The sequence below is a fragment of the Paraburkholderia sp. UCT31 genome, from assembly GCF_014397655.1.
Lineage (GTDB): Bacteria > Pseudomonadota > Gammaproteobacteria > Burkholderiales > Burkholderiaceae > Paraburkholderia > Paraburkholderia tuberum.
Genome location: NZ_VZQP01000022.1, coordinates 107,784 through 128,747 on the forward strand (window position 1 = coordinate 107,784; position 20,964 = coordinate 128,747).

Consider the following 20,964-nt stretch of genomic DNA (forward strand, 5'->3'; position numbering starts at 1 on the left):
TTTTCATGACAGCGTCTTTCGGCCCTTCCTATGTGCGTGCGATCGCGCCGTACATCGCCGGCAAGCCGATTTCGGAAGTGGCCCGCGAGTTTGGTCTCGACGAGGCGAGCATCGTGAAGCTGGCATCGAACGAGAATCCGCTCGGCATGCCGGAATCCGCGCAGCGCGCGATGGCGCAGGCGATCGCCGACCTCGGCCGCTATCCGGACTCGAACGGTTTCGAACTGAAGGCGGCGCTCGCCGCGCGCTACGGCGTGCCGGCCGAGTGGATCACGCTCGGCAACGGCAGCAATGACATCCTCGAACTCGCCGCGCACGCGTTCGTCGAGAAGGGCCAGGCGGTAGTGTTCTCGGAGTATTCGTTCGCGGTCTATGCGCTCGCAACGCAAGGCGTCGGCGCGCGCGCGATCGTCGTGCCGGCCGTGCACTATGGTCACGACCTCGACGCGATGCTTGCCGCGATCGACGACGACACGCGTCTCGTGTTCGTCGCCAATCCGAACAATCCGACCGGTACGTTCGTCGACGGTCCGACGCTCGAGGCGTTTCTCGGCAAATTGCCGCGCCATGTGGTCGTCGTGCTCGACGAGGCGTACACCGAGTATCTGTCGGCGGACAAGCGCTATAACTCGATCGACTGGGTGCGCCGCTATCCGAACCTGCTGGTGTCGCGCACTTTCTCGAAGGCGTTCGGCCTGGCGGGCCTGCGTATCGGCTTCGCGATCGCGCAGCCCAGCTTGACCGATCTGCTGAATCGACTGCGTCAGCCGTTTAACGTCAATACGCTCGCGCAGGCCGCGGCGATTGCGGCACTGAACGACAGCGCATTTCTGGAAAAGAGCGCGGCGCTGAACGCGCAGGGCTACAAGCTTCTGACCGAGGCGTTCGACAAGCTCGGTCTCGAATACGTGCCATCCGAAGGTAACTTCGTGCTCGTGCGCGTCGGCGGTGACGACGAAGCCGGCGCCCGGGTGAATCTCGCGCTGCTGAAACAGGCTGTGATCGTGCGACCGGTCGGCAACTACGGTTTGCCGCAGTGGCTACGCATCACGATCGGCCTGCCGGAGGAAAACGGAGCGTTCCTCGCGGCGCTCGAAAAGACGCTTGCCGAGCCTGCCGCTGCGTAAGCATTGCTCCTTGATCCCGCGCGTCGGCCGGCAGGAGCGGCGCGCTTATTGTCCGTATTGTGTGAGCGACGTGGCCGCGTTTTCTTTTAACAAGCTGGTGATTTTCGGTGTCGGCCTGATCGGCGGATCGCTCGCGCGCGCGTTGCGTGAACGCGGCGAGGCCGGCGGGGCACGCACGGTGGTTGGGGTGGGACGGACGTCCGCGTCGAGCGGGCGCGCGTTGGCGCTCGGGGTGATCGACGGCGCCGCGGCGCTCACCGACGCCGCCGCGCTGCGCGACGCGCTAGCGGGCGCGGACTTCGTGCTGCTCGCGGCGCCGGTCGCGCAGACACAGCCGCTACTCGAACGCATCGCGCTGCATCTCGACGCCAACACGATCGTCACCGACGCGGGCAGCACCAAGTCCGACGTGGTCGCCGCCGCGCGCGCGGCGCTCGGTGCACGGATCGGCCAGTTCGTGCCGGGCCATCCGATCGCCGGCCGCGAGTCGAGCGGCGTCGACGCCGCGTTGCCCGATCTGTACGTGAACCGCAACGTCGTGCTGTGCCCGCTGCCGGAGAACGCGCCGGAAGCGGTCGAGCGCGTCGCGGCGATGTGGCGCGCCACCGGCGCCTTGGTGCGCGAGATGACGCCGCAGCAGCACGACCGCGTGTTCGCGTCGGTCAGTCATCTACCGCACGTGCTGTCGTTCGCGCTCGTCGAACAGATCCTCAGTTCGCCCGACGCCGCTTTGAAGTTCTCGTTCGCGGCGGGCGGATTCCGCGACTTCACGCGCATCGCCGCGTCGAGTCCGGAGATGTGGCGCGACGTCTGCGTCGCCAATCGCGCGGCGCTGCTCGACGAACTCGACGCGTATACCGCGGTGCTCGCGCGCCTGCGCACGGCGATCGAGGCCGGCGACGGCGCCGCGCTCGAAGCGGTGTTCGCGCGCTCGCGCGTCGCGCGCAGTCAGTGGCAGGAGCAGCGCGCGGCTGGCGTGGCCGCCAGCGACGCGTCCAAATAACCGGAAACTGGACACATCATGGAATTCCTCGATCTCGGACCTTTTTCCCGTGCGTCCGGCACGATTCGTCTGCCCGGCTCGAAGAGCATCTCGAACCGCGTGCTGCTGCTCGCCGCGCTCGCCGAAGGCGAGACGACGATCACGAACCTGCTCGATTCCGATGACACCCGCGTGATGCTCGCCGCGCTCGAAAAGCTTGGCGTACGTCTGAAGCGCGACGGTGACACCTGCGTCGTGACCGGCACGCGCGGCGCGTTCACCGCGCGAACGGCCGACCTGTTCCTCGGCAACGCGGGTACGGCGGTGCGTCCGCTGACCGCGGCCCTCTCCGTGAACGGCGGCGACTACCGGATCCACGGCGTGCCGCGCATGCACGAGCGGCCGATCGGCGATCTCGTCGACGGCCTGCGCCAGATCGGCGCGAAGATCGACTACGAACAGAACGAAGGCTATCCGCCGCTACGCATCCGTCCCGCCCAGATCACGGCCGACGCGCCGATCCGCGTGCGCGGCGACGTGTCGAGCCAGTTTCTGACTTCGCTGCTGATGACGCTGCCGCTCTTGCGCACCGCGAGCGGCGTCACCACCGTGCTGGTCGACGGCGAGCTAATCTCGAAGCCGTACATCGAGATCACGATCAAGCTGATGGCGCGCTTCGGCATCGACGTCGAGCGTCACGGCTGGCACCAGTTCGTGGTGCCGGCCGGGCAGCGTTATCAGTCGCCAGGCGCGATCATGGTGGAAGGGGATGCGTCGTCGGCGTCGTATTTCCTCGCCGCGGGAGCGCTCGGCGGCGGCCCGCTGAGAGTGGAAGGGGTGGGCCGCGCGAGCATCCAGGGCGACGTCGGCTTTGCCGATGCGCTGATCAAGATGGGCGCGAACCTGCAGATGGGCGAGGACTGGATCGAAGTGCGCGGCGTCGGCAACGACCATGGCAAGCTCGATCCGATCGACATGGACTTCAACCTGATCCCCGACGCGGCGATGACGATCGCGGTCGCCGCGCTGTTCGCGGACGGCACGACCACGCTGCGCAACATCGCAAGCTGGCGCGTCAAGGAAACCGACCGCATCGCCGCGATGGCGACCGAGCTGCGCAAGGTCGGCGCGAAGGTGCAGGAGGGCGAGGATTTCCTCGTCGTCACGCCGCCCGAAAAGCTCATCCCGAATGCCGCGATCGACACCTACGACGACCACCGTATGGCGATGTGCTTCTCGCTCGTGAGCTTGGGCGGTGTGCCGATCCGCATCAATGACCCGAAGTGCGTCGGCAAGACGTTCCCCGATTATTTCGAGCGCTTCACGGCGCTCGCGCAACCCTGATGCAATCCAGATTCGCGTGCGAATCGCCCGATGTGCGACATTTTTAGATGAAACCGATCCGTCCCTTTCACCAGACGCCCGTCATTACGATCGACGGCCCCAGCGCCTCCGGCAAAGGCACTGTGGCCGCGATGGTGGCCGCCAACCTCGGCTTTCACCTGCTCGACAGCGGCGCGCTCTACAGGCTCGCGGCACTCGCGAGCCTGCGCTACGGCATCGCGGCGGACGACGTCGACGCACTTGTCAAACTGATCGACGACCTCCATATCACGTTTCGCGAGGGGCTCGCGCAGCTCGACGGCGTCGATGTATCGACCGAAATTCGTGCCGAGGAAGTGGGCGGCTGCGCCTCGGCGATCGCCGTTCACGCGCAGGTGCGAACCGCGCTGGTGGCGCGTCAGCGGGCGTTTCGCAAGGAGCCGGGGCTCGTCGCCGACGGGCGCGACATGGGCACCGTGATCTTTCAGGACGCCGTGCTGAAGGTGTTCATGACGGCGAGCGTCGAGGCCCGCGCGACGCGCCGGCATAAGCAATTGATCCAAAAAGGATTTTCTGCTAATATAGATGACTTGCTCCGGGATTTGCGTGAGCGCGACGAGCGTGACAGTCAGCGCGCGGCCGCGCCGCTCAAGCCCGCGGCGGATGCAAAACTGCTTGATACCTCCGCATTGTCGGTCGACCAGGCGGTCGAGCAGGTGGTGCAATGGTATGAAGCGCTGGTCCCGCATGCGTAACTGAAACGGTCATGCGGTAGTGGCCAGACAGCGGCAGTCCTGTTGTTGGTAGGTGCTTCGCGATGGTCGCGAAGCGTTGTTTTTTTAACCCTTTAACCCCGCGTGGCGTTCGCGTATTTGCCGCAGTTGCTGACCAGTCCGGTGAGCCAGGCGTTGCGAAGACCATGCAAACTCTGATTTTTATGTCCGACCTGCAAACCTCTACCCCGAATACCGAATCTTTTGCGGCTCTGTTCGAAGAGTCGCTGACCAAGCAGGACATGCGCGCTGGCGAAGTGATCTCCGCGGAAGTCGTGCGTGTCGACCACAACTTCGTGGTCGTGAACGCTGGTCTGAAGTCCGAAGCCTACATCCCGCTCGAAGAGTTCCTGAACGACGCGGGCGAGGTAGAAGTGCAGGCGGGCGATTTCGTTTCCGTCGCGATCGACGCGCTGGAAAACGGCTATGGCGACACCATCCTGTCGCGTGACAAGGCGAAGCGTCTGGCTTCGTGGCTGTCGCTGGAAAAGGCGCTGGACAACAACGAACTCGTAACCGGCACGATCACGGGCAAGGTCAAGGGCGGTATGACCGTGATGGTCAACGGCATTCGCGCGTTCCTGCCGGGTTCGCTGGTTGATACGCGTCCGGTCAAGGACACCACCCCGTACGAAGGCAAGACGCTCGAATTCCGCGTCATCAAGCTCGACCGCAAGCGTAACAACGTCGTGCTGTCGCGCCGCGCTGTCATCGAGGCAACGCAAGGCGAAGAGCGCGCGAAGCTGCTCGAAACGCTGAAGGAAGGCGCGATCGTCGAAGGCGTGGTCAAGAACATCACCGACTACGGCGCGTTCGTGGACCTCGGCGGTATCGACGGCCTGCTGCACATCACGGACATCGCATGGCGTCGTGTGCGTCACCCGAGCGAAGTTCTGTCGGTTGGCCAGGAAGTCACCGCGAAGATCCTCAAGTTCGACCAGGAAAAGAACCGCGTTTCGCTCGGTATCAAGCAACTGGGCGACGATCCGTGGGAAGGCATCTCGCGCCGTTACCCGTCGGGCACGCGTCTGTTCGGTAAGGTCACCAACATCACCGACTACGGCGCATTCGTCGAAGTGGAATCGGGCATCGAAGGCCTCGTCCACGTGTCGGAAATGGACTGGACCAACAAGAACGTTGCTCCGTCGAAGGTTGTCCAATTGGGCGACGAAGTCGAAGTCATGGTTCTCGAAATCGACGAAGACCGCCGTCGTATCAGCCTCGGCATGAAGCAGTGCAAGCCGAACCCGTGGGACGACTTCAGCCGCAACTTCAAGAAGGGCGACAAGATCAGCGGCGCCATCAAGTCGATCACCGACTTCGGCGTGTTCATCGGTCTGCCGGGCGGCATCGACGGTCTGGTTCACCTGTCGGATCTGTCGTGGAGCGAAACCGGCGAGGAAGCCGTTCGCAAGTACAAGAAGGGCGACGAAGTGGAAGCGATCGTTCTCGGCATCGACGTCGAGAAGGAACGTATTTCGCTGGGTATCAAGCAGCTCGAAGGCGACCCGTTCAGCAACTACGTTGCAATGAACGACAAGGGTTCGGTCGTCGACGGTACTGTCAAGTCGGTGGACGCGAAGGGTGCTGTGGTCCAGCTGTCGGGTGAAGTCGAAGGCTACCTGCGTGCTTCGGAAATCGCCCAGGACCGCGTGGAAGACGCTCGCAACGTGCTGAAGGAAGGCGACCAGGTCAACGCGATGATCATCAACATCGATCGCAAGTCGCGTGGCATCAACCTGTCGATCAAGGCGAAGGATTCGGCTGAGCAGCAGGAAGCCATCCGCGGTCTCGCTGCTTCGGATTCGAGCGCAGCCGCTACCGGCACGACGAACCTCGGCGCGCTGCTGAAGGCCAAGCTCGACGGCCAGAACCAGTAAGCCTGAGAGGTCTGCTGCAGTATGACCAAATCGGAATTGGTCGCCCAGCTGGCTACGCGGTTTCCGCAACTTGTTCTCAAGGATGCGGATTTCGCGGTGAAGACGATGCTCGATGCGATGTCGGAGGCACTTGCCAAAGGTCATCGCATCGAAATTCGAGGCTTCGGCAGCTTCGGGCTCAACCGCCGTCCCTCCCGCGTTGGACGCAATCCGAAGTCGGGCGAGAAGGTGCTGGTACCTGAGAAGTACGTACCGCACTTCAAGCCAGGCAAGGAATTGCGCGAGCGGGTGGATCGTCGCGCGGGCGAGCCGCTGAAGGCCGAAGAGCCGGATGACGACCTTTAATGAGTCCGCTGTGCGTCTTGCAGCGTGGCATAGCTAGCGTCAGCGGCCAAAGCCAGTCGGCAAAAGACCAGGAAAAGCGCCTTCGGGCGCTTTTTTTTCGACCATCGTTTGAGAAGAGGGCGCCTTCCGGTGCGGCCTTTGCATTTCGCGAATCACCCGTCAGTGCGCCATCCCGCCACTTGCTGCCCAGCCCCGAGGTCATCCATTACAATACGGGTCACTTCGGCGCGGGCAACACCGTGGCGCGACGCGTCATCGAGCCGGCGTCACCCCGCAACTGCCGTCAAGAGATCTATTCATGAAATTTATCGTCTGGCTGATCCGTGTGCTGGTGTTCGTGCTGCTGCTGGTGCTGGCGCTCTCCAACACGCAACCCGCTACGCTGAATTTCCTCGCCGGCTACGTCTGGTCGGCGCCTCTGATTCTGATCGGTCTCGCGTTTTTCGTGATCGGCTTGCTTGCGGGGCTCGTGTCGGCGGTGCCGGCCGTCGTACGTCTGCGCATGGAGAATGGCCGGCTCAGGCGCGAGTTGCGCGTGGCGCGCGAAACTCCAGCCGTCGTCGAGCAGCCGCCGATGCCGCCGCTGATCTGAACTCCGTTGCGCCGCGCGCTCTGAGCGCGGCTTTTCGTTTTTCGCTTTCCCGCACATTTGCATTAATCGCATGGATCTAGACTTCTGGTGGCTGCTGGTCATACCCGTCGCATTCGCGTTCGGCTGGATGGCGGCGCGCTACGACCTCAAGACGCTGCTGTCCGAGAGCGCGAACCTGCCGCGGTCCTATTTTCGCGGCCTGAACTTCCTGCTCAACGAGCAGCCCGACCAGGCGATCGACGCATTCATCGAGGTCGTCAAGCTCGACCCTGAAACGGTCGAATTGCATTTCGCGCTCGGCAATCTGTTCCGCCGGCGCGGCGAAACGGATCGAGCGATCCGCGTGCATCAAAATCTGCTGAGCCGCGCGGACCTGCCTGTCAGTGAGCGCGATCACGCGCTGTACGAACTCGGCCAGGACTTCCTGAAAGCGGGTCTGCTCGACCGTGCCGAGGAAACCTTCCGCTCGCTGCAGGCGGGCGATTACGCACTCGGCGCTCAACGCGCGCTGTTGACGATCTACGAGATCGAGAAGGACTGGGTCAAGTCGATCGATACCGCGCGACATCTCGAAACGATGGGCGCGCCGTCGCTCGAGAAGGAAATCGCGCAGTTCCATTGCGAACTTGCTCAGGAAGCGCTGCAGCAGAAGAAACCGGACGAAGCGCGTCATCAGCTCGGTCTCGCGCTGAAGGCGAACCCGACCAACGTGCGCGCGACGATCCTGTTCGGCGACGTCGACGCGGCCGGCGGCGCGTCCGAAGCGGCGATCGGTCAATGGCGCGGCGTCGAGGAGCAGAACCCCGCGTATCTGCCGCTCGTCGCCGAGAAAATCATGAAGGCGTATGAAGCGCTCGGCCGCGCGCAGGAGGGCGCCGATCTGCTGACCACGTGGGTCGACCGTCATCCGAGCAACGATCTGCTCGACGTCGCGTATCAGCACGTCGCGTCGCTGCGCGGCGCCGATGCCGCGCATGCGCTCGCGCGCACGCAGATGCAGAAGTCGCCGAATCTGGCCGGCATGACGCGTCTGCTCGAAGCGCAGCAGGCCGTCGCCGAAGAGCCGCGGCGCAGCGAGCTCGAACTGATGCACACACTGATCCGCCAGCGCACCAAGAATCTGCCACGCTATACGTGCCAGAATTGTGGTTTCCGGGCGCGGCTTTTCTACTGGCAGTGCCCCGGATGCAGCGGTTGGGAAACCTATGCACCGCGCCGCGTCGAGCCGATTACCGCGTCGAGTTGACGCCGCACGGGCGGCTTTGGCCGCGTCGGCGTTCATTGCGACGCAACCGCTCCGCGAATTTCGCAACGAGTTTATCGCCGGCCTCATGAGCGGCATTCATTACCGGAACCTTCCACCGGAAAGCGTATGAAAATCACCATTATCGGCACCGGCTATGTGGGCCTTGTCACCGGCGCATGTCTCGCCGAAATCGGCAATGACGTCTTCTGTCTCGACGTCGATCAGCGCAAGATCGACATCCTCAACAAAGGCGGCGTGCCGATTCACGAACCGGGCTTGCAGGAGATGATCGCCCGCACGCGCGCGGCTGGCCGCATCACGTTCTCGACCGATGTCGCCGCGAGCGTCGCGCACGGCGACGTGCAGTTCATCGCGGTCGGTACGCCGCCCGACGAAGACGGCTCCGCCGATCTGCAATATGTGCTCGAGGCCGCGCGCAACATCGGCCGCACGATGAATGGTTTCAAGGTGATCGTCGACAAATCGACGGTGCCGGTCGGCACCGCGCAGCGCGTGCGCGCGGTGATCAATGAAGAGCTCGCGAAACGCGGGCTCGCCGGCAGCGCGCAGCATCGCTTCTCGGTCGTGTCGAATCCGGAGTTCCTGAAGGAAGGTGCGGCCGTCGACGACTTCATGCGCCCCGACCGTATCGTGATCGGTATCGACGAAGACGAACCGGGCGTGCGGGCGCGCGAAATGATGAAGCGTCTGTACGCGCCGTTCAACCGCAATCACGAACGCACGCTGTACATGGACGTTCGCTCGGCCGAGTTCACCAAGTACGCGGCCAACGCGATGCTCGCGACGCGCATCTCGTTCATGAACGAGATGTCGAATCTCGCGGACAAGGTCGGCGCCGACATCGAAGCGGTGCGCCGCGGCATCGGTTCCGATCCGCGCATCGGCTATCACTTCCTGTATGCGGGCTGCGGCTATGGCGGCTCGTGCTTCCCGAAGGACGTGCAGGCGTTGATTCGCACCGCGAGCGAGAGCGGCCACAACCTGCGGATTCTCGAGGCGGTCGAGGAAGTAAACTACCAGCAGAAGGACGTGCTCGTGAACAAGATCACCGCGAAGCTCGGCGAGGATTTGAGCGGCCGCGCGTTCGCGGTGTGGGGTCTCGCGTTCAAGCCGAATACCGACGACATGCGCGAGGCGCCGAGCCGTCGCGTGATCGGCGAGTTGCTTGCGCGCGGCGCGAACGTGCGTGCGTACGATCCGGTCGCCGTGACCGAGGCGCGTCGCGTCTTCGCGATGGATCTGCACGCTGCGCCGGAGCAGCTGGCGCGTCTCACGTTCACGAGCACTCAGGACGAAACGCTGATCGGCGCCGACGCACTCGTGATCGTGACCGAATGGAAGGAGTTCAAGAGTCCTGATTTCGTGCATCTGAAATCGGTGCTGAAGACACTGCTGATTTTCGACGGCCGCAACCTGTACGAACCGGACGCGATGACCGAGCTCGGTATCGACTACCACGCCATTGGACGCCCCTATGCCCAACCCTCTGAACTTCCGGTCGATGCCTGAGGCCATGCCCGCGGCGCCCGCGTCCACGACGGCGCAGAAGCTCACGGTCGTGCCGCGCGCGCAGCTCAACGCGGCGCGCGTGCTGGTGGTCGGCGACGTGATGCTCGACCGATACTGGTTCGGCGACGTCAACCGTATTTCTCCGGAGGCGCCCGTGCCGGTCGTGCACGTGCAGCGCCAGGAAGATCGGCTGGGCGGCGCGGCGAACGTCGCGCGCAACGCGGTCGCGCTCAGCGCGCAGGCGGGTCTTTTGTGCGTGGTCGGTCATGACGAGCCCGGCGAGCGCATCGTGCAGCTGCTCGGCGAAAGCGGCGTCACGCCGCATCTGGAACGCGATCCGGCCTTGCTGACGACGATCAAGCTGCGCGTGCTGTCGCGTCAGCAACAGTTGCTGCGCGTCGATTTCGAAAACTCGCCGGCACACGAGGTGCTGCTCGCGGGCCTCGCGCGTTTCGACGAGCTGCTGCCATCGTACGACGTGATCCTGATGTCCGACTACGCGAAGGGCGGCCTCACGCACGTCACGCAAATGATCGCGAAGGCGCACGCGGCCGGCAAACCGGTGCTCGTCGATCCGAAGGGCGACGACTGGGAGCGCTATCGCGGCGCGACGCTGATCACGCCGAATCGCGCGGAATTGCGCGAGGTCGTCGGACAGTGGAAGTCCGAGGAAGATCTGATCGCGCGCGTCACGAAGCTGCGCGCCGAGCTCCAGTTCAAGGCGCTGCTGCTGACGCGCTCGGAGGAGGGCATGACGCTGTTCTCCGACGATGGCATCCTGCACGCGTCGGCCGTTGCGCGCGAAGTGTATGATGTTTCGGGCGCGGGGGACACCGTGATCGCGACACTCGCCGCGATGCTCGGCGCGGGTCTTTCGCTCGTCGACGCGGTGGGACTCGCGAATCGCGCGGCCGGCATCGTGGTCGGCAAACTGGGCACCGCCACCGTCGACTACGACGAACTCTTTTCCTGATGCAGCCCGCGGGGCGCCGTCGTCCGACGGACCAGCGGACCCCGCGCGGCGTTGACTGAACGAAGCTCACTACCGCAGGATCACCATGACCGTCATCGTCACCGGCGCGGCCGGTTTTATCGGCAGCAATCTCGTGAAGGCGCTCAACGAGCGCGGCGAACAGCGCATCATCGCCGTCGATAACCTCACGCGTGCGGACAAGTTCAGGAATCTGGTCGACTGCGAAATCGACGACTATCTCGACAAAACCGAATTCGTCGAGCGCTTCAGGCGCGGCGACTTCGGCAAGGTGCGCGCGATATTCCACGAAGGCGCCTGCTCGGACACGATGGAAACCGACGGCCGCTACATGATGGACAACAACTACCGCTATAGCCGCGACGTGCTGGACATCTGCCTCGCGCAGAACGTCCAGTTCCTGTACGCGTCGTCGGCGGCGACGTATGGCGGCTCGAGCCGCTTCGTCGAGGAGCGCGAGGTCGAGCAGCCGCTGAACGTGTACGGCTATTCGAAGTTCCTGTTCGATCAGGTGATTCGCCGCGTGCTGCCCACCGCGAAGAGCCAGATCGTGGGCTTCCGTTATTTCAACGTCTACGGTCCGCGCGAAACGCACAAGGCGCGCATGGCGTCGGTCGCGTTTCACAACTTCAACCAGTTCCGCGCCGAGGGCAAGGTCAAGCTGTTCGGCGAGTACAACGGCTATGCGGCCGGCGAGCAGACGCGCGATTTCATCTCGGTCGAAGACGTCGTCAAGGTCAACCTGTTCTTCTTCGATCATCCGGAGAAGTCAGGCATTTTCAATCTCGGCACCGGCCGCGCGCAGCCGTTCAACGATATCGCGAGCACCGTGGTCAACACGCTGCGCGCGCTGAACAACGAGCCGGCGCTGTCGCTCGCGGATCAGGTGCAACGCGGGCTGATCGAATACATTCCGTTCCCCGACGCGCTGCGCGGCAAGTACCAGTGCTTCACGCAGGCCGATCAGTCGAAACTGCGCACGGCCGGCTACGACGCGCCGTTTCTGAGCGTGCAGGAAGGTGTCGATCGTTACGTGCGTTGGCTGTTCGGCCAGGTGTGATTCGTACGTCATCCTCTTTAAACTGGAATCTCCTGGCCGGTGATGGTCGCCGGCCAGTGGCAACAGGGAGATTCCAATATGTTTCGAAAAGTACTGGTTACCGCGGCGATGCTCGCCGCTTTCGGCCACGCGTATGCGGCGGTCGACGTCAATACGGCTAACGAAGACGCGCTGCGCGGCATCAAGGGCATCGGTCCGGCAAAAGCCAAAGCGATTGTCGAGGAACGTAATGCGCACGGCCCGTTCAAGGACGCGGCGGATTTCGGCAAGCGCGTCAAGGGCATGGGCGGGCACACCATCGAGCGCCTGCAGGCGGAGGGTCTCGCTGTCGGACCGGCTGGCGCGGCTGCTAGCACGCAGGTTGCGGCAGCTGCGGCGGGCAAGGAGCCGGCCGCTACGGCCGCGTCCGCCGCCACGCAGAAGGGCGCCGCCGCAGTGGCGGTGAAGAAGTAAGCGGCCGCGAGCCGTGCGCGTGCCATGCTGACGAGCGGCTTGCGGCGCGCAGGGTTCGCGAACGTTCCATTGCATCGATTGGTACACACGTTTTCCCGCGGCTCGCAGCCGCGGGCTTTTTGCGTAGCAACCGCCATGCATCCATGCGGACAGAAGGGCTGCAGGGCAGCGCCGGAGATCGTGGTTTAGAATCGATGGATTGAAGACACTCTTTCGCGCATCGATCGCTAGACCCCATATGGCATACCAAACGATTGAAGACACGGTCGGCAATACGCCGCTCGTACAACTCGTCCGGCTTCCCGACGACGAGATCCGTAGCCGCAACAATGTGATCCTCGCGAAGCTCGAGGGCAACAATCCTGCGGGGTCGGTGAAAGACCGGCCGGCGTTGTCCATGATCAAGAAGGCCGAAGCGCGCGGACGCATCAAGCCGGGCGACACGCTGATCGAATCGACGAGCGGCAACACCGGCATCGCGCTCGCGATGGCCGCCGCAGTCCGCGGCTACAAGATGGTGCTGATCATGCCGGAAGATCTGTCGGTCGAGCGCCGCCAGAGCATGGCCGCTTACGGCGCGGAAATCATCCTGACGCCTGTCAAAGGCGGCATGGAGTACGCGCGCGATCTCGCCGAGCAGATGCAGCGCGAAGGCAAGGGCATCATCCTCGATCAGTTCGCGAACCCGGACAATCCGGCCTCGCACATTGAAGGCACGGGCCCGGAAATCTGGCGCGACACGGAAGGGCGCATCACGCACTTCGTGTCGTCGATGGGCACGACCGGCACGATCATGGGCGTGTCGACGTATCTGAAAACGCAGAACCAGCAGATCGAAATCATCGGCGCGCAGCCGGAAGAGGGCTCGCGTATTCCGGGTATTCGCAAATGGCCGGAAGCGTATCTGCCGAAAATCTTCGACCGCAGCCGCGTCGACCGCGTGGAGAACGTCAGCCAATCCGCGGCCGAGGCGATGGCGCGCCGCCTGGCGTCGGTCGAAGGCATCTTCGCGGGCATTTCGTCGGGTGGCGCGTGCGAAGTCGCGCTGCGCATCGCGCGTCAGGTCGAGAACGCGACGATCGTGTTCATCGTCTGCGATCGCGGCGACCGTTATCTGTCCACGGGGGTATTTCCCGCGTAAGCGGGTCGCCGGGCGCCTTCGCGGGCACACGAGCTAATAAAAAGCGCCGGTCGAGCCGGCGCTTTTTTTGCGTCTTTCAACGCGAGGCGCCCGCGGCGACTCGCGCCGCGACTCACTGCGAATCTGAGTTCGACTGATCCGCCTGGCCTTGCGACGCGCTGCCGTTGTTGGCCGCTTTTGCGGCATTCGCCGCGTCGATCGCTTGCATCTGCGCCTTGACCTTCTGACCCAGCTGATACACCGCGAGCGCATAGAAGAAGCTGCGGTTGTAGCGCGTGAGCACGTAGAAATTCTTCAGGCCGAGCACGAACTCGGTGCCGCGTCCCGGTGTCGGCAGATCGACCACCGTGACCGGGGTGCCCGCTTCGGAAGCAATGTCGACGTTCGGCTCGTTCAGCACGAGGCCGGCACGCAGCAACTGGTCGAGCGGCCAGTGCGGCTCCGGCTGCCCATTGGCCGCGGCCTGCGCGACACCGAGGCTGCCCGCGTCCGAGCCGATTCGCCATACCACCGGCCGGCCGCTTTCCCAGCCGTTCTGGCGCAGATAATTCGCGACGCTGCCGATCGCATCCGCATCGCTCGTGCGCAGATCGATGCGCTTGTTGCCTTCGTAGTCGACCGCGTATTGGACGATGCTGCTCGGCAGGAACTGCGGAATGCCGATCGCGCCGGTGTACGAGCCGAGCACCGTGTTCGGGTCGATCTGCGCGTCGCGCGTCCACACCAGGTAGTCTTCGAGATTCTTGCGGAAGGTCGCCTGGCGGTCCGCGCGATTCGCGGTGTTCGGATAATCGAAGCTCAGCGTGGTCAGCGCATCGAGCACGCGGAAATTACCCATGTAGCGACCGTAGATCGTCTCGACGCCGATGATGCCGACGATCATCTCCGGCGGCACGCCGAACTCCTGATACGCGCGCTGCAGCGTGGCCCGGTTCTCGCGCCAGAACTGCACGCCGGCATTGACGCGCACCGGGTCGAGGAAGCGCGCCTGATACGAGCGCCAGTTCTTGACCGACGGCGTCGATGACGGGGTGACCAGCTTCACTGCGGTCGCCGAGTAGCTGACGCCGGTGAACAGCGCGTGCAGCGACGCTTCGTCGAAATCGTAGCGCGCGACCATCTCGTTGATGAACGCATCGACGTTCGCGTTGTGCGCATAGCGCTGCGGAATGATCTCTTCCTCGAACGTCTGTCCTTGCGGTACCGGCTGCTGCGGCTGGCTCTGCGCGAGTTGCACCGGTGCTTTCCTCGTGGCGCTTTGCGCGCTCGCGGGACTTGCTGCGATGAACATGCACGATGCGACGATCAGTGAGGCGGCGTGGGTGCCGAGGCGAGGCCGGTGGCGTGGGGATCCTGCGGACAGAGCAAGCTTGACGGTCATGGTGAGCAGTGAGCGCGATGCGTGAAAGGCTGGAAGCAGTCGGAAAGCGGCAGGAACGAAACGGCGAATAACGGGTCGGGGAAGTATATCCGACGACTCCCGCAAAACCGTGCTGAATCGGCGACAGCGGCGTCGTGTGGTAACTTGACGAATGGAGGCGCGCGGGGGCGCGCGCCGCTCGACGGAGACACGCCGCGCGCGCAGTTCATGCGTCGCGCCGTAGAAGAGACGCACAACACGAACTATGGCAACAGGCTTCTATTCCCACCCCGACTGTCTGCTGCACGACATGGGGCAGTGGCACCCCGAGTGTCCCGCGCGCCTGCAGGCGATCGAGGATCAACTGATCGCAAGCCGCATCGACGCGCTGATCGAGCGCGAATCGCCGCCGCTCGTCGACGAGGCCGCGCTGCTGCGAGTGCACACGCAGGCGCACGTCGACTACATCCGCGGTCGCTCGCCCGTCGAGGGCGTCGCCGAGATCGATCCCGACACGACGATGAATCCGCACACGTGGCAGGCCGCGCTGCGCGCGGCGGGCGCGGCGGTCGCCGCCACCGACGCGGTGATCGAAGGCCGCTACGACAACGCGTTCTGCAGCGTGCGGCCGCCGGGCCATCACGCGGAGCCGGCGCGTGCGATGGGCTTCTGCTTTTTCAACAACATCGCGATCGCCGCGCGCCACGCGCTCGACGTGCATGGTCTCGCGCGCGTCGCCATCATCGACTTCGACGTGCATCACGGCAACGGCACCGAGGCCGCGTTCTCGGGCGACCCGCGCGTGCTGATGTGCAGTATCTTCCAGCACCCGTTCTATCCGTTCACGGGCGCCGACAACCAGGCGTCCAACATGTGCAACGTGCCGATGCCGGCGCGTTCGAACGGCATGGCCGTGCGCGAAGCGGTCGATATGCTGTGGTTGCCGCGCCTGCACGAATTCAGGCCGGAGATGCTGTTCATCTCGGCCGGCTTCGACGCGCATCGCGAGGACGACCTCGGCAACATGGGCCTCGTCGAAGACGATTACGCGTGGATCACCGACCAGATGCGCGAGATCGCGCGGCGTTATGCGCGTGGGCGCATCGTCAGTTGTCTCGAGGGCGGCTACAACCTGTCGGCGCTCGGGCGCAGCGTGGTCGCGCACGTGCGGTCGCTGGCGGAGATCTGAGGTTGCCCGACTGCACGCGGCGACAGTGGCTCGAAAGCCAGCGAGCGAAAATCGACATTCACGTACCGAGGAGCGAGCCATGAACGCCAGTCCCGCCAGCACCGGCGACGCGTCGCTGGTCACGATCGAACACGACGCGTATCGCGTAGCGGGCGTCGTGCGCGTGACGATGAACCGGCCCGATGCGTTCAACGCGCTGTCCGAAGCGTTGCTCGACGGACTGCAGCAGACGCTGACCGGGATCGCGAAGACCGATGCCCGCGTGGTCGTGATCGCCGGCGCTGGCCGCGCGTTCTGCGCGGGGCACGACCTGAAGGAAATGCGCGCGGCGCCATCGCTTGCTTATTACCAGCAACTGTTCGCGCGCTGCACGAAGCTGATGCTGACGATCCAGCGCATGCCGCAGCCGGTGATCGCGCGCGTGCATGGCATCGCGACCGCCGCCGGCTGCCAGCTGGTCGCAATGTGCGATCTCGCGGTCGCCGCCGATACCGCACGCTTCGCCGTATCGGGCGTGAACCTCGGATTGTTCTGCGCGACACCGTCGGTGCCGCTGTCGCGCAACCTGTCGCGCAAGGCCGCGCTAGAAATGCTGCTGACCGGAGATTTCATCGACGCCGCCGAAGCGCGCAAGCAGGGGCTCGTGAACCGCGTCGCCCCAACCGATGCGCTCGACGACGAAGTCGCGCGGCTCGCCGCGAGCATCTGCGCGAAGCCGGTCGAAGCTGTCAGCGCGGGCAAGGGCCTGTTCTACCGGCAGCTCGAAATGGGTATCGAAGCCGCGTACCAGCTCGCGGGGCAGACGATGGCCTGCAACATGATGGACGACTCGGCGCTCGAAGGCGTGCAGGCTTTCATCGACAAACGCGCGCCGAAGTGGAAGCGGTAGTCGACGGCCAGCAAGCGCCGCGTCTTGTCAACTCGGTCCCACCGCCCGCCTTTCGATCCACTCGACCAACGCCTCGATCACCCGATCGCGATCGAGGTCGTTCATCGTCTCGTGGTAGCTACCCTCGTGCAGCGTGAGCGTCTTGTCCGGCGAGCCCGCGTGCTCGCCGAACGCGCGGCTGCCGTCGGGCTCGGTCACTTTGTCGTCGGTGCCATGAAACACGAGCAGCGGCATGCGCAGCCTCGCGCGTCCGCGTTCGATGCGCGCCATCGCGAGCAGCAGCTCGGCGCCCGTGCGCGCCGGAATCGCGTCGTGATGCACGAGCGGATCGTTGAGGTTGGCTTTGACCACCGGCTGAAGGCGCGAGAGCAGCGCAGGGTCGATCTTCATCGCCGGGAAGGTTGGGTAGACGCGGCTGATCACCTGGCTTAGCGCGAGCATCCACTTCGGCACGTCGCGGCCCGGCGCGAGCGCGGGGCTCGACAGGATCAGGCCGGCGAGGCGCCGCCCGCTCGCGTCGAGGCGCTCTATCGCATACAGCGCCGCCACCGCGCCACCCATGCTGTGACCCATCAGGAATAACGGCGCACAGCTTTGCGCGGCGGCGTCGAGCAGCGCCTGCGCATCGAGCAGGTAGTCGTCGAAGCGTTTCACATAGGCGCGCTTGCCGGGCGCGTGGCCGTGGCCGCGCAGATCGATCGCGACGAGTTCGATGCCCGCCGCGTTGAGCCGGCCCGCAACGGCGGCGTAACGGCCGGCGTGCTCGGCGAGGCCGTGCAGCAGCGCGACCGTCGCGCGTATGGGCCCGTTCGGCCGCCAGCGATACAGCGGCAATTCGATGCCATCGCCGGTCGTCACCGACCCGCGCTGCGGCGCATCTTTATTGAGACTGCCGGCGCTCGCGCGCACGGTGTGGCTCGGAGAAGTCTGCATGGCGGCGGCCTGTGCTGAAGGAGAGTGGCCCGATCATAGTCGTAGCGGCGCGAAGCGCGTGAGCTTCGTGCATAAGGCGCGGCTCTAATGCCCGCAGGTTATGAAAAGATCGAAATTGATTATTAAAGGGCATGTCGTCGCTGCGGTAGAATGACGACCTCAAATCCCAATAAAAGAAACGGCGGCCGCTTGTCGGGAGCACGATGCTCGCCGGCAGCCTCCGCCGTTTTTGTTTGTCCATGATCGAAATACGCAATGTTTCCCAGCGGTTTGCCGGGTCCCGGGGGTGGGTCGAGGCGCTGCACAACGTCAATCTGACGATTCCGGCGGGCGAGGTGTTCGGCATCATCGGCCGCAGCGGCGCGGGCAAGAGCACGCTCGTGCGCACGATCAACCTGCTGACGCGCCCATCCGAGGGCAACATCCTCGTCAACTGCCGCGATCTGACGACGCTGCCCGCCGCGCAACTGCGCGACGCGCGTCGCGAGATCGGCATGATCTTCCAGCACTTCAATCTGTTGTCGTCGCGCACCGTGTACGAGAACGTCGCGCTGCCGCTCGAACTGGCCGGCATGAAGCGCGACGAGATCGAGGCGAACGTGCTGCCGCTGCTCGAGCTCGTCGGTCTGTCGGCGCAGAAGGACCGCTATCCGGCGCAGATCAGCGGCGGGCAGAAGCAGCGCGTGGGCATCGCGCGTGCGCTCGCGAGCAAGCCGAAGGTGCTGCTGTCGGACGAGGCGACCTCCGCGCTCGACCCCGAAACCACCCGCGCGATCCTCGATCTGCTCAAGCGCATCAACCGCGAACTGAACCTGACGATCGTGCTGATCACTCACCAGATGGACGTGATCAAGCAGGTCTGCGATCGCGTCGCGGTGCTCGACGCGGGCCGCGTCGTCGAAGAGGGCAAGGTGATCGACGTGTTCCTGCAGCCGCACCACGAAGTCACGCGCGCGCTGATCGGCGACGTGATCGCGCAGGAGCTGCCGCCCGCCATGAAGGCGCGCGTCGCGCAGCGGTTGAAGACCGGCAGCGGCCATCTGCTGCGCCTCGCGTTCACCGGTTCGGGCGTCGATCAGCCGATCCTGTCGGAGACGATTCGCCGCTACGAGCTCGACTTCAACATCCTGCACGGCCAGATCGACGAAATCCAGGGGCAGGCGTTCGGCTCGCTCGCGGTACTCGCGGGCGGCGATCCGGCCAAGGTCGCGCAGGCGATCACGTTTCTGCGCGAGCAGGGTGTCGTAGTGGAGGAGCTCTCGCATGTTGAGTGAAATGTTCGATATGTTCGTCCAGTCGTTCTGGGAGACGCTCATCATGGTGGGCGTCTCCGGACTGATTGGCGCTGTGGTCGGCGTGCCGCTCGGCGTGCTGCTGTATTTGACCAACCGCCAGGGCGTGCTCGAAAACGTCGCGTTGAATCGCGTGATGGCCGTGATCGTCAACGCGGTGCGCTCGACGCCGTTCATCATCCTGCTGGTCGCGGTGATTCCGTTTACGCGACTTGTCGTCGGTTCGTCAATCGGCACCGCGGCCGCGATCGTGCCGCTGACGATCGCCGCGGCGCCGTTCATCGCGCGCCTGGTCGAAACGGCACTGCGCGAGGTCGATCGCGGGCTCATCGAGGCGGCCCAGGCGATGGGCGCGACCACCAGCCAGATCGTCTTCAAGGTGCTGTTGCCGGAATCGCTGCCGGGGGTGGTCGCCGGGTTGACGATCACGTTCGTGTCGCTGGTCGGCTATTCGGCGATGGCCGGCGCGATCGGCGGCGGCGGTCTTGGCGACCTCGGCATCCGCTACGGCTATCAGCGCTTCCTGCCGGAAGTGATGCTCGCGGTCGTGCTGATACTGATCGTGTTCGTGCAACTGGTGCAGTCGTTTGGGGATTGGCTCGTGCGTCGTCTGAGCCACAAATAAACAAGGGCGTTCGGAAGCCCGCTAATAAAGATTCGGAAAAGGTCCATCATGCAACGTCGCTTCATTCTCAAGCTGGCCGCCGCATTCGGCGCGGCAACGCTCTTCGCCACCACCGCGGCGCATGCCGAAGACACGATCAAGGTTGGTGTCACCGGCGGCCCGCACGCGCAGATCATGGACGTCGTGAAGACGGTCGCCGCGAAGAACGGCCTGAACATCAGGATCGTCGAATTCTCCGACTACGTGCAGCCGAACGCGGCGCTCGCGGGCGGCGATCTGGACGCGAACAGCTACCAGCACGACCCGTACTTGCAGGCGCAGGTGAAGGATCGCGGCTACAAGCTGATCCGTATCGCCGATACGGTTACGTACCCGATGGGGATCTACTCGAAGAAGGTGAAGTCGCTCGCCGAACTGCAGCCGGGCGCGAAGATCGCCGTGCCGAACGACCCGACCAACGGCGGCCGCGCGCTGCTGTTGCTGCAGAAGCAGGGCTTGCTGAAGCTGCGCGCCGAGGCGGGCCTGAAGGCGACGCCGCTCGACATCGTCGACAATCCGAAGAAACTAAAGATCGTCGAGCTTGACGCGGCGCAGATTCCGCGTTCGCTGGGCGATGTCGATGCCGCAGCGATCAACACCAACTTCGCGATGGAAGCGGGCCTCAAGCCAACGCAGGACGCTATCGCGATCGAGGACCGGAAAGGTCCCTACGTAAACGTGATCGCGATTCGCGAAGCGGACAAGAACAAGCCGTGGGTCGCGAAGCTCGTCGCGGCGTACCACTCGCCGGAAGTGAAGCAGTTCGTCGACAGCAAATTCGGCGGCTCGGTGATCACCTCCTGGTGATGCAACGCCCGCGGACCTCGCAGAACACGACGGCAATGCGAAATTAGAGGTCTGAGTAGGAACCCGGGGTTGTCTCCCGGGTTTTTTGGAGATTAAAATAGAACGATCGTTCGGTATTGCCGTCACTCCGCTGAGGAGCGATATCCTCCCGCAAAGCGCCCGCGACACGGCTGTCATGAGGGCAGTCGCTATAATGTTCATCGGGTTGACGTATTCGTAACTTTGGAGCGTGTGCATGAAAATTCTGGTGCCAGTGAAAAGAGTGGTCGACTACAACGTGAAGGTCCGCGTGAAATCGGACGGTACGGGCGTCGATATCGCGAACGTGAAAATGTCGATGAACCCGTTCGACGAAATCGCGGTTGAAGAAGCGGTGCGTCTGAAGGA

Annotated in this window: 20 protein-coding genes and 1 pseudogene; 19 read left to right on the forward strand and 2 right to left on the reverse strand. The window is 64.2% G+C overall.

Going from position 1 to position 20,964, the window contains the following annotated elements:
* Nucleotides 1-5: 5 nt before the first annotated feature.
* The 13 genes from hisC (at nucleotide 6) to cysM (ending at nucleotide 13,443) form a co-directional block, all read left to right on the forward strand.
* The gene (hisC, locus tag F6X40_RS20060; protein WP_184070723.1) at nucleotides 6-1,127 is read left to right on the forward strand and encodes a histidinol-phosphate transaminase; all 1,122 of its coding nucleotides are present in this window, start codon (nucleotides 6-8) and stop codon (nucleotides 1,125-1,127) included.
* Between the two features lie 61 nt (nucleotides 1,128-1,188).
* Nucleotides 1,189-2,130 carry a prephenate dehydrogenase gene (locus tag F6X40_RS20065; RefSeq protein WP_187628976.1) on the forward strand — a complete coding sequence of 314 codons (942 nt, stop codon included), beginning with the start codon at nucleotides 1,189-1,191 and terminating at the stop codon, nucleotides 2,128-2,130.
* Between the two features lie 18 nt (nucleotides 2,131-2,148).
* A complete protein-coding gene (gene aroA, locus F6X40_RS20070; RefSeq protein WP_187628964.1) occupies nucleotides 2,149-3,453 on the forward strand; it encodes a 3-phosphoshikimate 1-carboxyvinyltransferase in 1,305 nt (434 codons plus the stop codon).
* A 47-nt stretch (nucleotides 3,454-3,500) separates the two neighbouring features.
* Nucleotides 3,501-4,187, forward strand: a complete 687-nt coding sequence (gene cmk / locus F6X40_RS20075; RefSeq protein ID WP_187628965.1) for a (d)CMP kinase — start codon at nucleotides 3,501-3,503, stop codon at nucleotides 4,185-4,187.
* A gap of 164 nt (nucleotides 4,188-4,351) precedes the next feature.
* Nucleotides 4,352-6,085: a 30S ribosomal protein S1 gene (gene rpsA / locus F6X40_RS20080; RefSeq protein WP_187628966.1), complete on the forward strand. Its 1,734-nt coding sequence runs from the start codon at nucleotides 4,352-4,354 to the stop codon at nucleotides 6,083-6,085.
* A gap of 21 nt (nucleotides 6,086-6,106) precedes the next feature.
* Complete coding sequence (locus F6X40_RS20085; protein WP_006050255.1) at nucleotides 6,107-6,430, forward strand: integration host factor subunit beta; 324 nt, start codon at nucleotides 6,107-6,109, stop codon at nucleotides 6,428-6,430.
* A 298-nt stretch (nucleotides 6,431-6,728) separates the two neighbouring features.
* Nucleotides 6,729-7,022, forward strand: coding sequence for a lipopolysaccharide assembly LapA domain-containing protein (locus F6X40_RS20090; RefSeq protein ID WP_184027701.1), 294 nt, complete (start codon nucleotides 6,729-6,731; stop codon nucleotides 7,020-7,022).
* Between the two features lie 70 nt (nucleotides 7,023-7,092).
* Nucleotides 7,093-8,268: a lipopolysaccharide assembly protein LapB gene (gene lapB, locus F6X40_RS20095; RefSeq protein ID WP_187628967.1), complete on the forward strand. Its 1,176-nt coding sequence runs from the start codon at nucleotides 7,093-7,095 to the stop codon at nucleotides 8,266-8,268.
* Between the two features lie 126 nt (nucleotides 8,269-8,394).
* Nucleotides 8,395-9,798, forward strand: coding sequence for a UDP-glucose dehydrogenase family protein (locus F6X40_RS20100; RefSeq protein ID WP_187628968.1), 1,404 nt, complete (start codon nucleotides 8,395-8,397; stop codon nucleotides 9,796-9,798).
* The gene (gene rfaE1 / locus F6X40_RS20105) at nucleotides 9,764-10,771 is read left to right on the forward strand and encodes a D-glycero-beta-D-manno-heptose-7-phosphate kinase (RefSeq protein WP_090801312.1); all 1,008 of its coding nucleotides are present in this window, start codon (nucleotides 9,764-9,766) and stop codon (nucleotides 10,769-10,771) included. The genes F6X40_RS20100 and rfaE1 overlap by 35 nt, the downstream gene beginning before the upstream one ends.
* Before the next feature lie 85 nt (nucleotides 10,772-10,856).
* Nucleotides 10,857-11,849, forward strand: a complete 993-nt coding sequence (gene rfaD, locus F6X40_RS20110) for an ADP-glyceromanno-heptose 6-epimerase (protein WP_184011054.1) — start codon at nucleotides 10,857-10,859, stop codon at nucleotides 11,847-11,849.
* A 78-nt stretch (nucleotides 11,850-11,927) separates the two neighbouring features.
* Nucleotides 11,928-12,302, forward strand: a complete 375-nt coding sequence (locus F6X40_RS20115; protein ID WP_090805416.1) for a ComEA family DNA-binding protein — start codon at nucleotides 11,928-11,930, stop codon at nucleotides 12,300-12,302.
* A 238-nt stretch (nucleotides 12,303-12,540) separates the two neighbouring features.
* Entirely contained in the window at nucleotides 12,541-13,443 is a 903-nt protein-coding gene (gene cysM, locus F6X40_RS20120) for a cysteine synthase CysM (RefSeq protein ID WP_090801307.1), read from the forward strand.
* 112 nt (nucleotides 13,444-13,555) lie between these two features.
* Here the strand turns inward: cysM and mltB are convergent, their stop codons facing one another.
* Nucleotides 13,556-14,734 carry a lytic murein transglycosylase B gene (gene mltB, locus F6X40_RS20125; protein WP_187628969.1) on the reverse strand — a complete coding sequence of 393 codons (1,179 nt, stop codon included), beginning with the start codon at nucleotides 14,732-14,734 and terminating at the stop codon, nucleotides 13,556-13,558.
* A gap of 334 nt (nucleotides 14,735-15,068) precedes the next feature.
* On the opposite strand from mltB, the gene F6X40_RS20130 reads away from it, so the two are divergent.
* Together F6X40_RS20130 and F6X40_RS20135 are read left to right on the forward strand one after the other, a co-directional pair.
* Nucleotides 15,069-15,992: a histone deacetylase family protein gene (locus tag F6X40_RS20130; RefSeq protein ID WP_090801305.1), complete on the forward strand. Its 924-nt coding sequence runs from the start codon at nucleotides 15,069-15,071 to the stop codon at nucleotides 15,990-15,992.
* 79 nt (nucleotides 15,993-16,071) lie between these two features.
* The gene (locus F6X40_RS20135) at nucleotides 16,072-16,881 is read left to right on the forward strand and encodes an enoyl-CoA hydratase (RefSeq protein WP_187628970.1); all 810 of its coding nucleotides are present in this window, start codon (nucleotides 16,072-16,074) and stop codon (nucleotides 16,879-16,881) included.
* A 27-nt stretch (nucleotides 16,882-16,908) separates the two neighbouring features.
* Here the strand turns inward: F6X40_RS20135 and F6X40_RS20140 are convergent, their stop codons facing one another.
* On the reverse strand, nucleotides 16,909-17,814 hold the full coding sequence (locus F6X40_RS20140) for an alpha/beta hydrolase (RefSeq protein ID WP_090801301.1): 906 nt from the start codon (nucleotides 17,812-17,814) through the stop codon (nucleotides 16,909-16,911).
* A 239-nt stretch (nucleotides 17,815-18,053) separates the two neighbouring features.
* Here F6X40_RS20140 and F6X40_RS20145 point away from each other — a divergent pair, with 239 nt between their 5' ends.
* The 4 genes and pseudogenes from F6X40_RS20145 to F6X40_RS20160 form a co-directional block, all read left to right on the forward strand.
* Nucleotides 18,054-19,088, forward strand: coding sequence for a methionine ABC transporter ATP-binding protein (locus F6X40_RS20145; protein WP_187628971.1), 1,035 nt, complete (start codon nucleotides 18,054-18,056; stop codon nucleotides 19,086-19,088).
* Nucleotides 19,078-19,731 carry a methionine ABC transporter permease gene (locus tag F6X40_RS20150; RefSeq protein ID WP_187628972.1) on the forward strand — a complete coding sequence of 218 codons (654 nt, stop codon included), beginning with the start codon at nucleotides 19,078-19,080 and terminating at the stop codon, nucleotides 19,729-19,731. Before F6X40_RS20145 ends, F6X40_RS20150 begins: the two co-directional genes overlap by 11 nt.
* A 48-nt stretch (nucleotides 19,732-19,779) precedes the next feature.
* The gene (locus F6X40_RS20155; RefSeq protein WP_184027728.1) at nucleotides 19,780-20,577 is read left to right on the forward strand and encodes a MetQ/NlpA family ABC transporter substrate-binding protein; all 798 of its coding nucleotides are present in this window, start codon (nucleotides 19,780-19,782) and stop codon (nucleotides 20,575-20,577) included.
* A gap of 235 nt (nucleotides 20,578-20,812) precedes the next feature.
* Nucleotides 20,813-20,964 (forward strand): annotated as a pseudogene (locus tag F6X40_RS20160) (electron transfer flavoprotein subunit beta/FixA family protein); the annotation flags it as partial.

Bases quoted from the DNA above. Each gene is read 5' to 3' on its own strand.
- rfaD (WP_184011054.1), top strand. From the start codon at position 10,857: ATGACCGTCATCGTCACCGGCGCGGCCGGTTTTATCGGCAGCAATCTC.
- aroA (WP_187628964.1), top strand. From the start codon at position 2,149: ATGGAATTCCTCGATCTCGGACCTTTTTCCCGTGCGTCCGGCACGATT.
- F6X40_RS20100 (WP_187628968.1), top strand. From the start codon at position 8,395: ATGAAAATCACCATTATCGGCACCGGCTATGTGGGCCTTGTCACCGGC.
- F6X40_RS20085 (WP_006050255.1), top strand. From the start codon at position 6,107: ATGACCAAATCGGAATTGGTCGCCCAGCTGGCTACGCGGTTTCCGCAA.
- F6X40_RS20115 (WP_090805416.1), top strand. From the start codon at position 11,928: ATGTTTCGAAAAGTACTGGTTACCGCGGCGATGCTCGCCGCTTTCGGC.
- lapB (WP_187628967.1), top strand. From the start codon at position 7,093: ATGGATCTAGACTTCTGGTGGCTGCTGGTCATACCCGTCGCATTCGCG.
- cmk (WP_187628965.1), top strand. From the start codon at position 3,501: ATGAAACCGATCCGTCCCTTTCACCAGACGCCCGTCATTACGATCGAC.
- rfaE1 (WP_090801312.1), top strand. From the start codon at position 9,764: ATGCCCAACCCTCTGAACTTCCGGTCGATGCCTGAGGCCATGCCCGCG.
- F6X40_RS20090 (WP_184027701.1), top strand. From the start codon at position 6,729: ATGAAATTTATCGTCTGGCTGATCCGTGTGCTGGTGTTCGTGCTGCTG.
- F6X40_RS20135 (WP_187628970.1), top strand. From the start codon at position 16,072: ATGAACGCCAGTCCCGCCAGCACCGGCGACGCGTCGCTGGTCACGATC.
- F6X40_RS20155 (WP_184027728.1), top strand. From the start codon at position 19,780: ATGCAACGTCGCTTCATTCTCAAGCTGGCCGCCGCATTCGGCGCGGCA.
- F6X40_RS20140 (WP_090801301.1), bottom strand. From the start codon at position 17,814: ATGCAGACTTCTCCGAGCCACACCGTGCGCGCGAGCGCCGGCAGTCTC.
- hisC (WP_184070723.1), top strand. From the start codon at position 6: ATGACAGCGTCTTTCGGCCCTTCCTATGTGCGTGCGATCGCGCCGTAC.
- F6X40_RS20145 (WP_187628971.1), top strand. From the start codon at position 18,054: ATGATCGAAATACGCAATGTTTCCCAGCGGTTTGCCGGGTCCCGGGGG.
- rpsA (WP_187628966.1), top strand. From the start codon at position 4,352: ATGCAAACTCTGATTTTTATGTCCGACCTGCAAACCTCTACCCCGAAT.
- cysM (WP_090801307.1), top strand. From the start codon at position 12,541: ATGGCATACCAAACGATTGAAGACACGGTCGGCAATACGCCGCTCGTA.
- F6X40_RS20130 (WP_090801305.1), top strand. From the start codon at position 15,069: ATGGCAACAGGCTTCTATTCCCACCCCGACTGTCTGCTGCACGACATG.
- mltB (WP_187628969.1), bottom strand. From the start codon at position 14,734: ATGTTCATCGCAGCAAGTCCCGCGAGCGCGCAAAGCGCCACGAGGAAA.
- F6X40_RS20150 (WP_187628972.1), top strand. From the start codon at position 19,078: ATGTTGAGTGAAATGTTCGATATGTTCGTCCAGTCGTTCTGGGAGACG.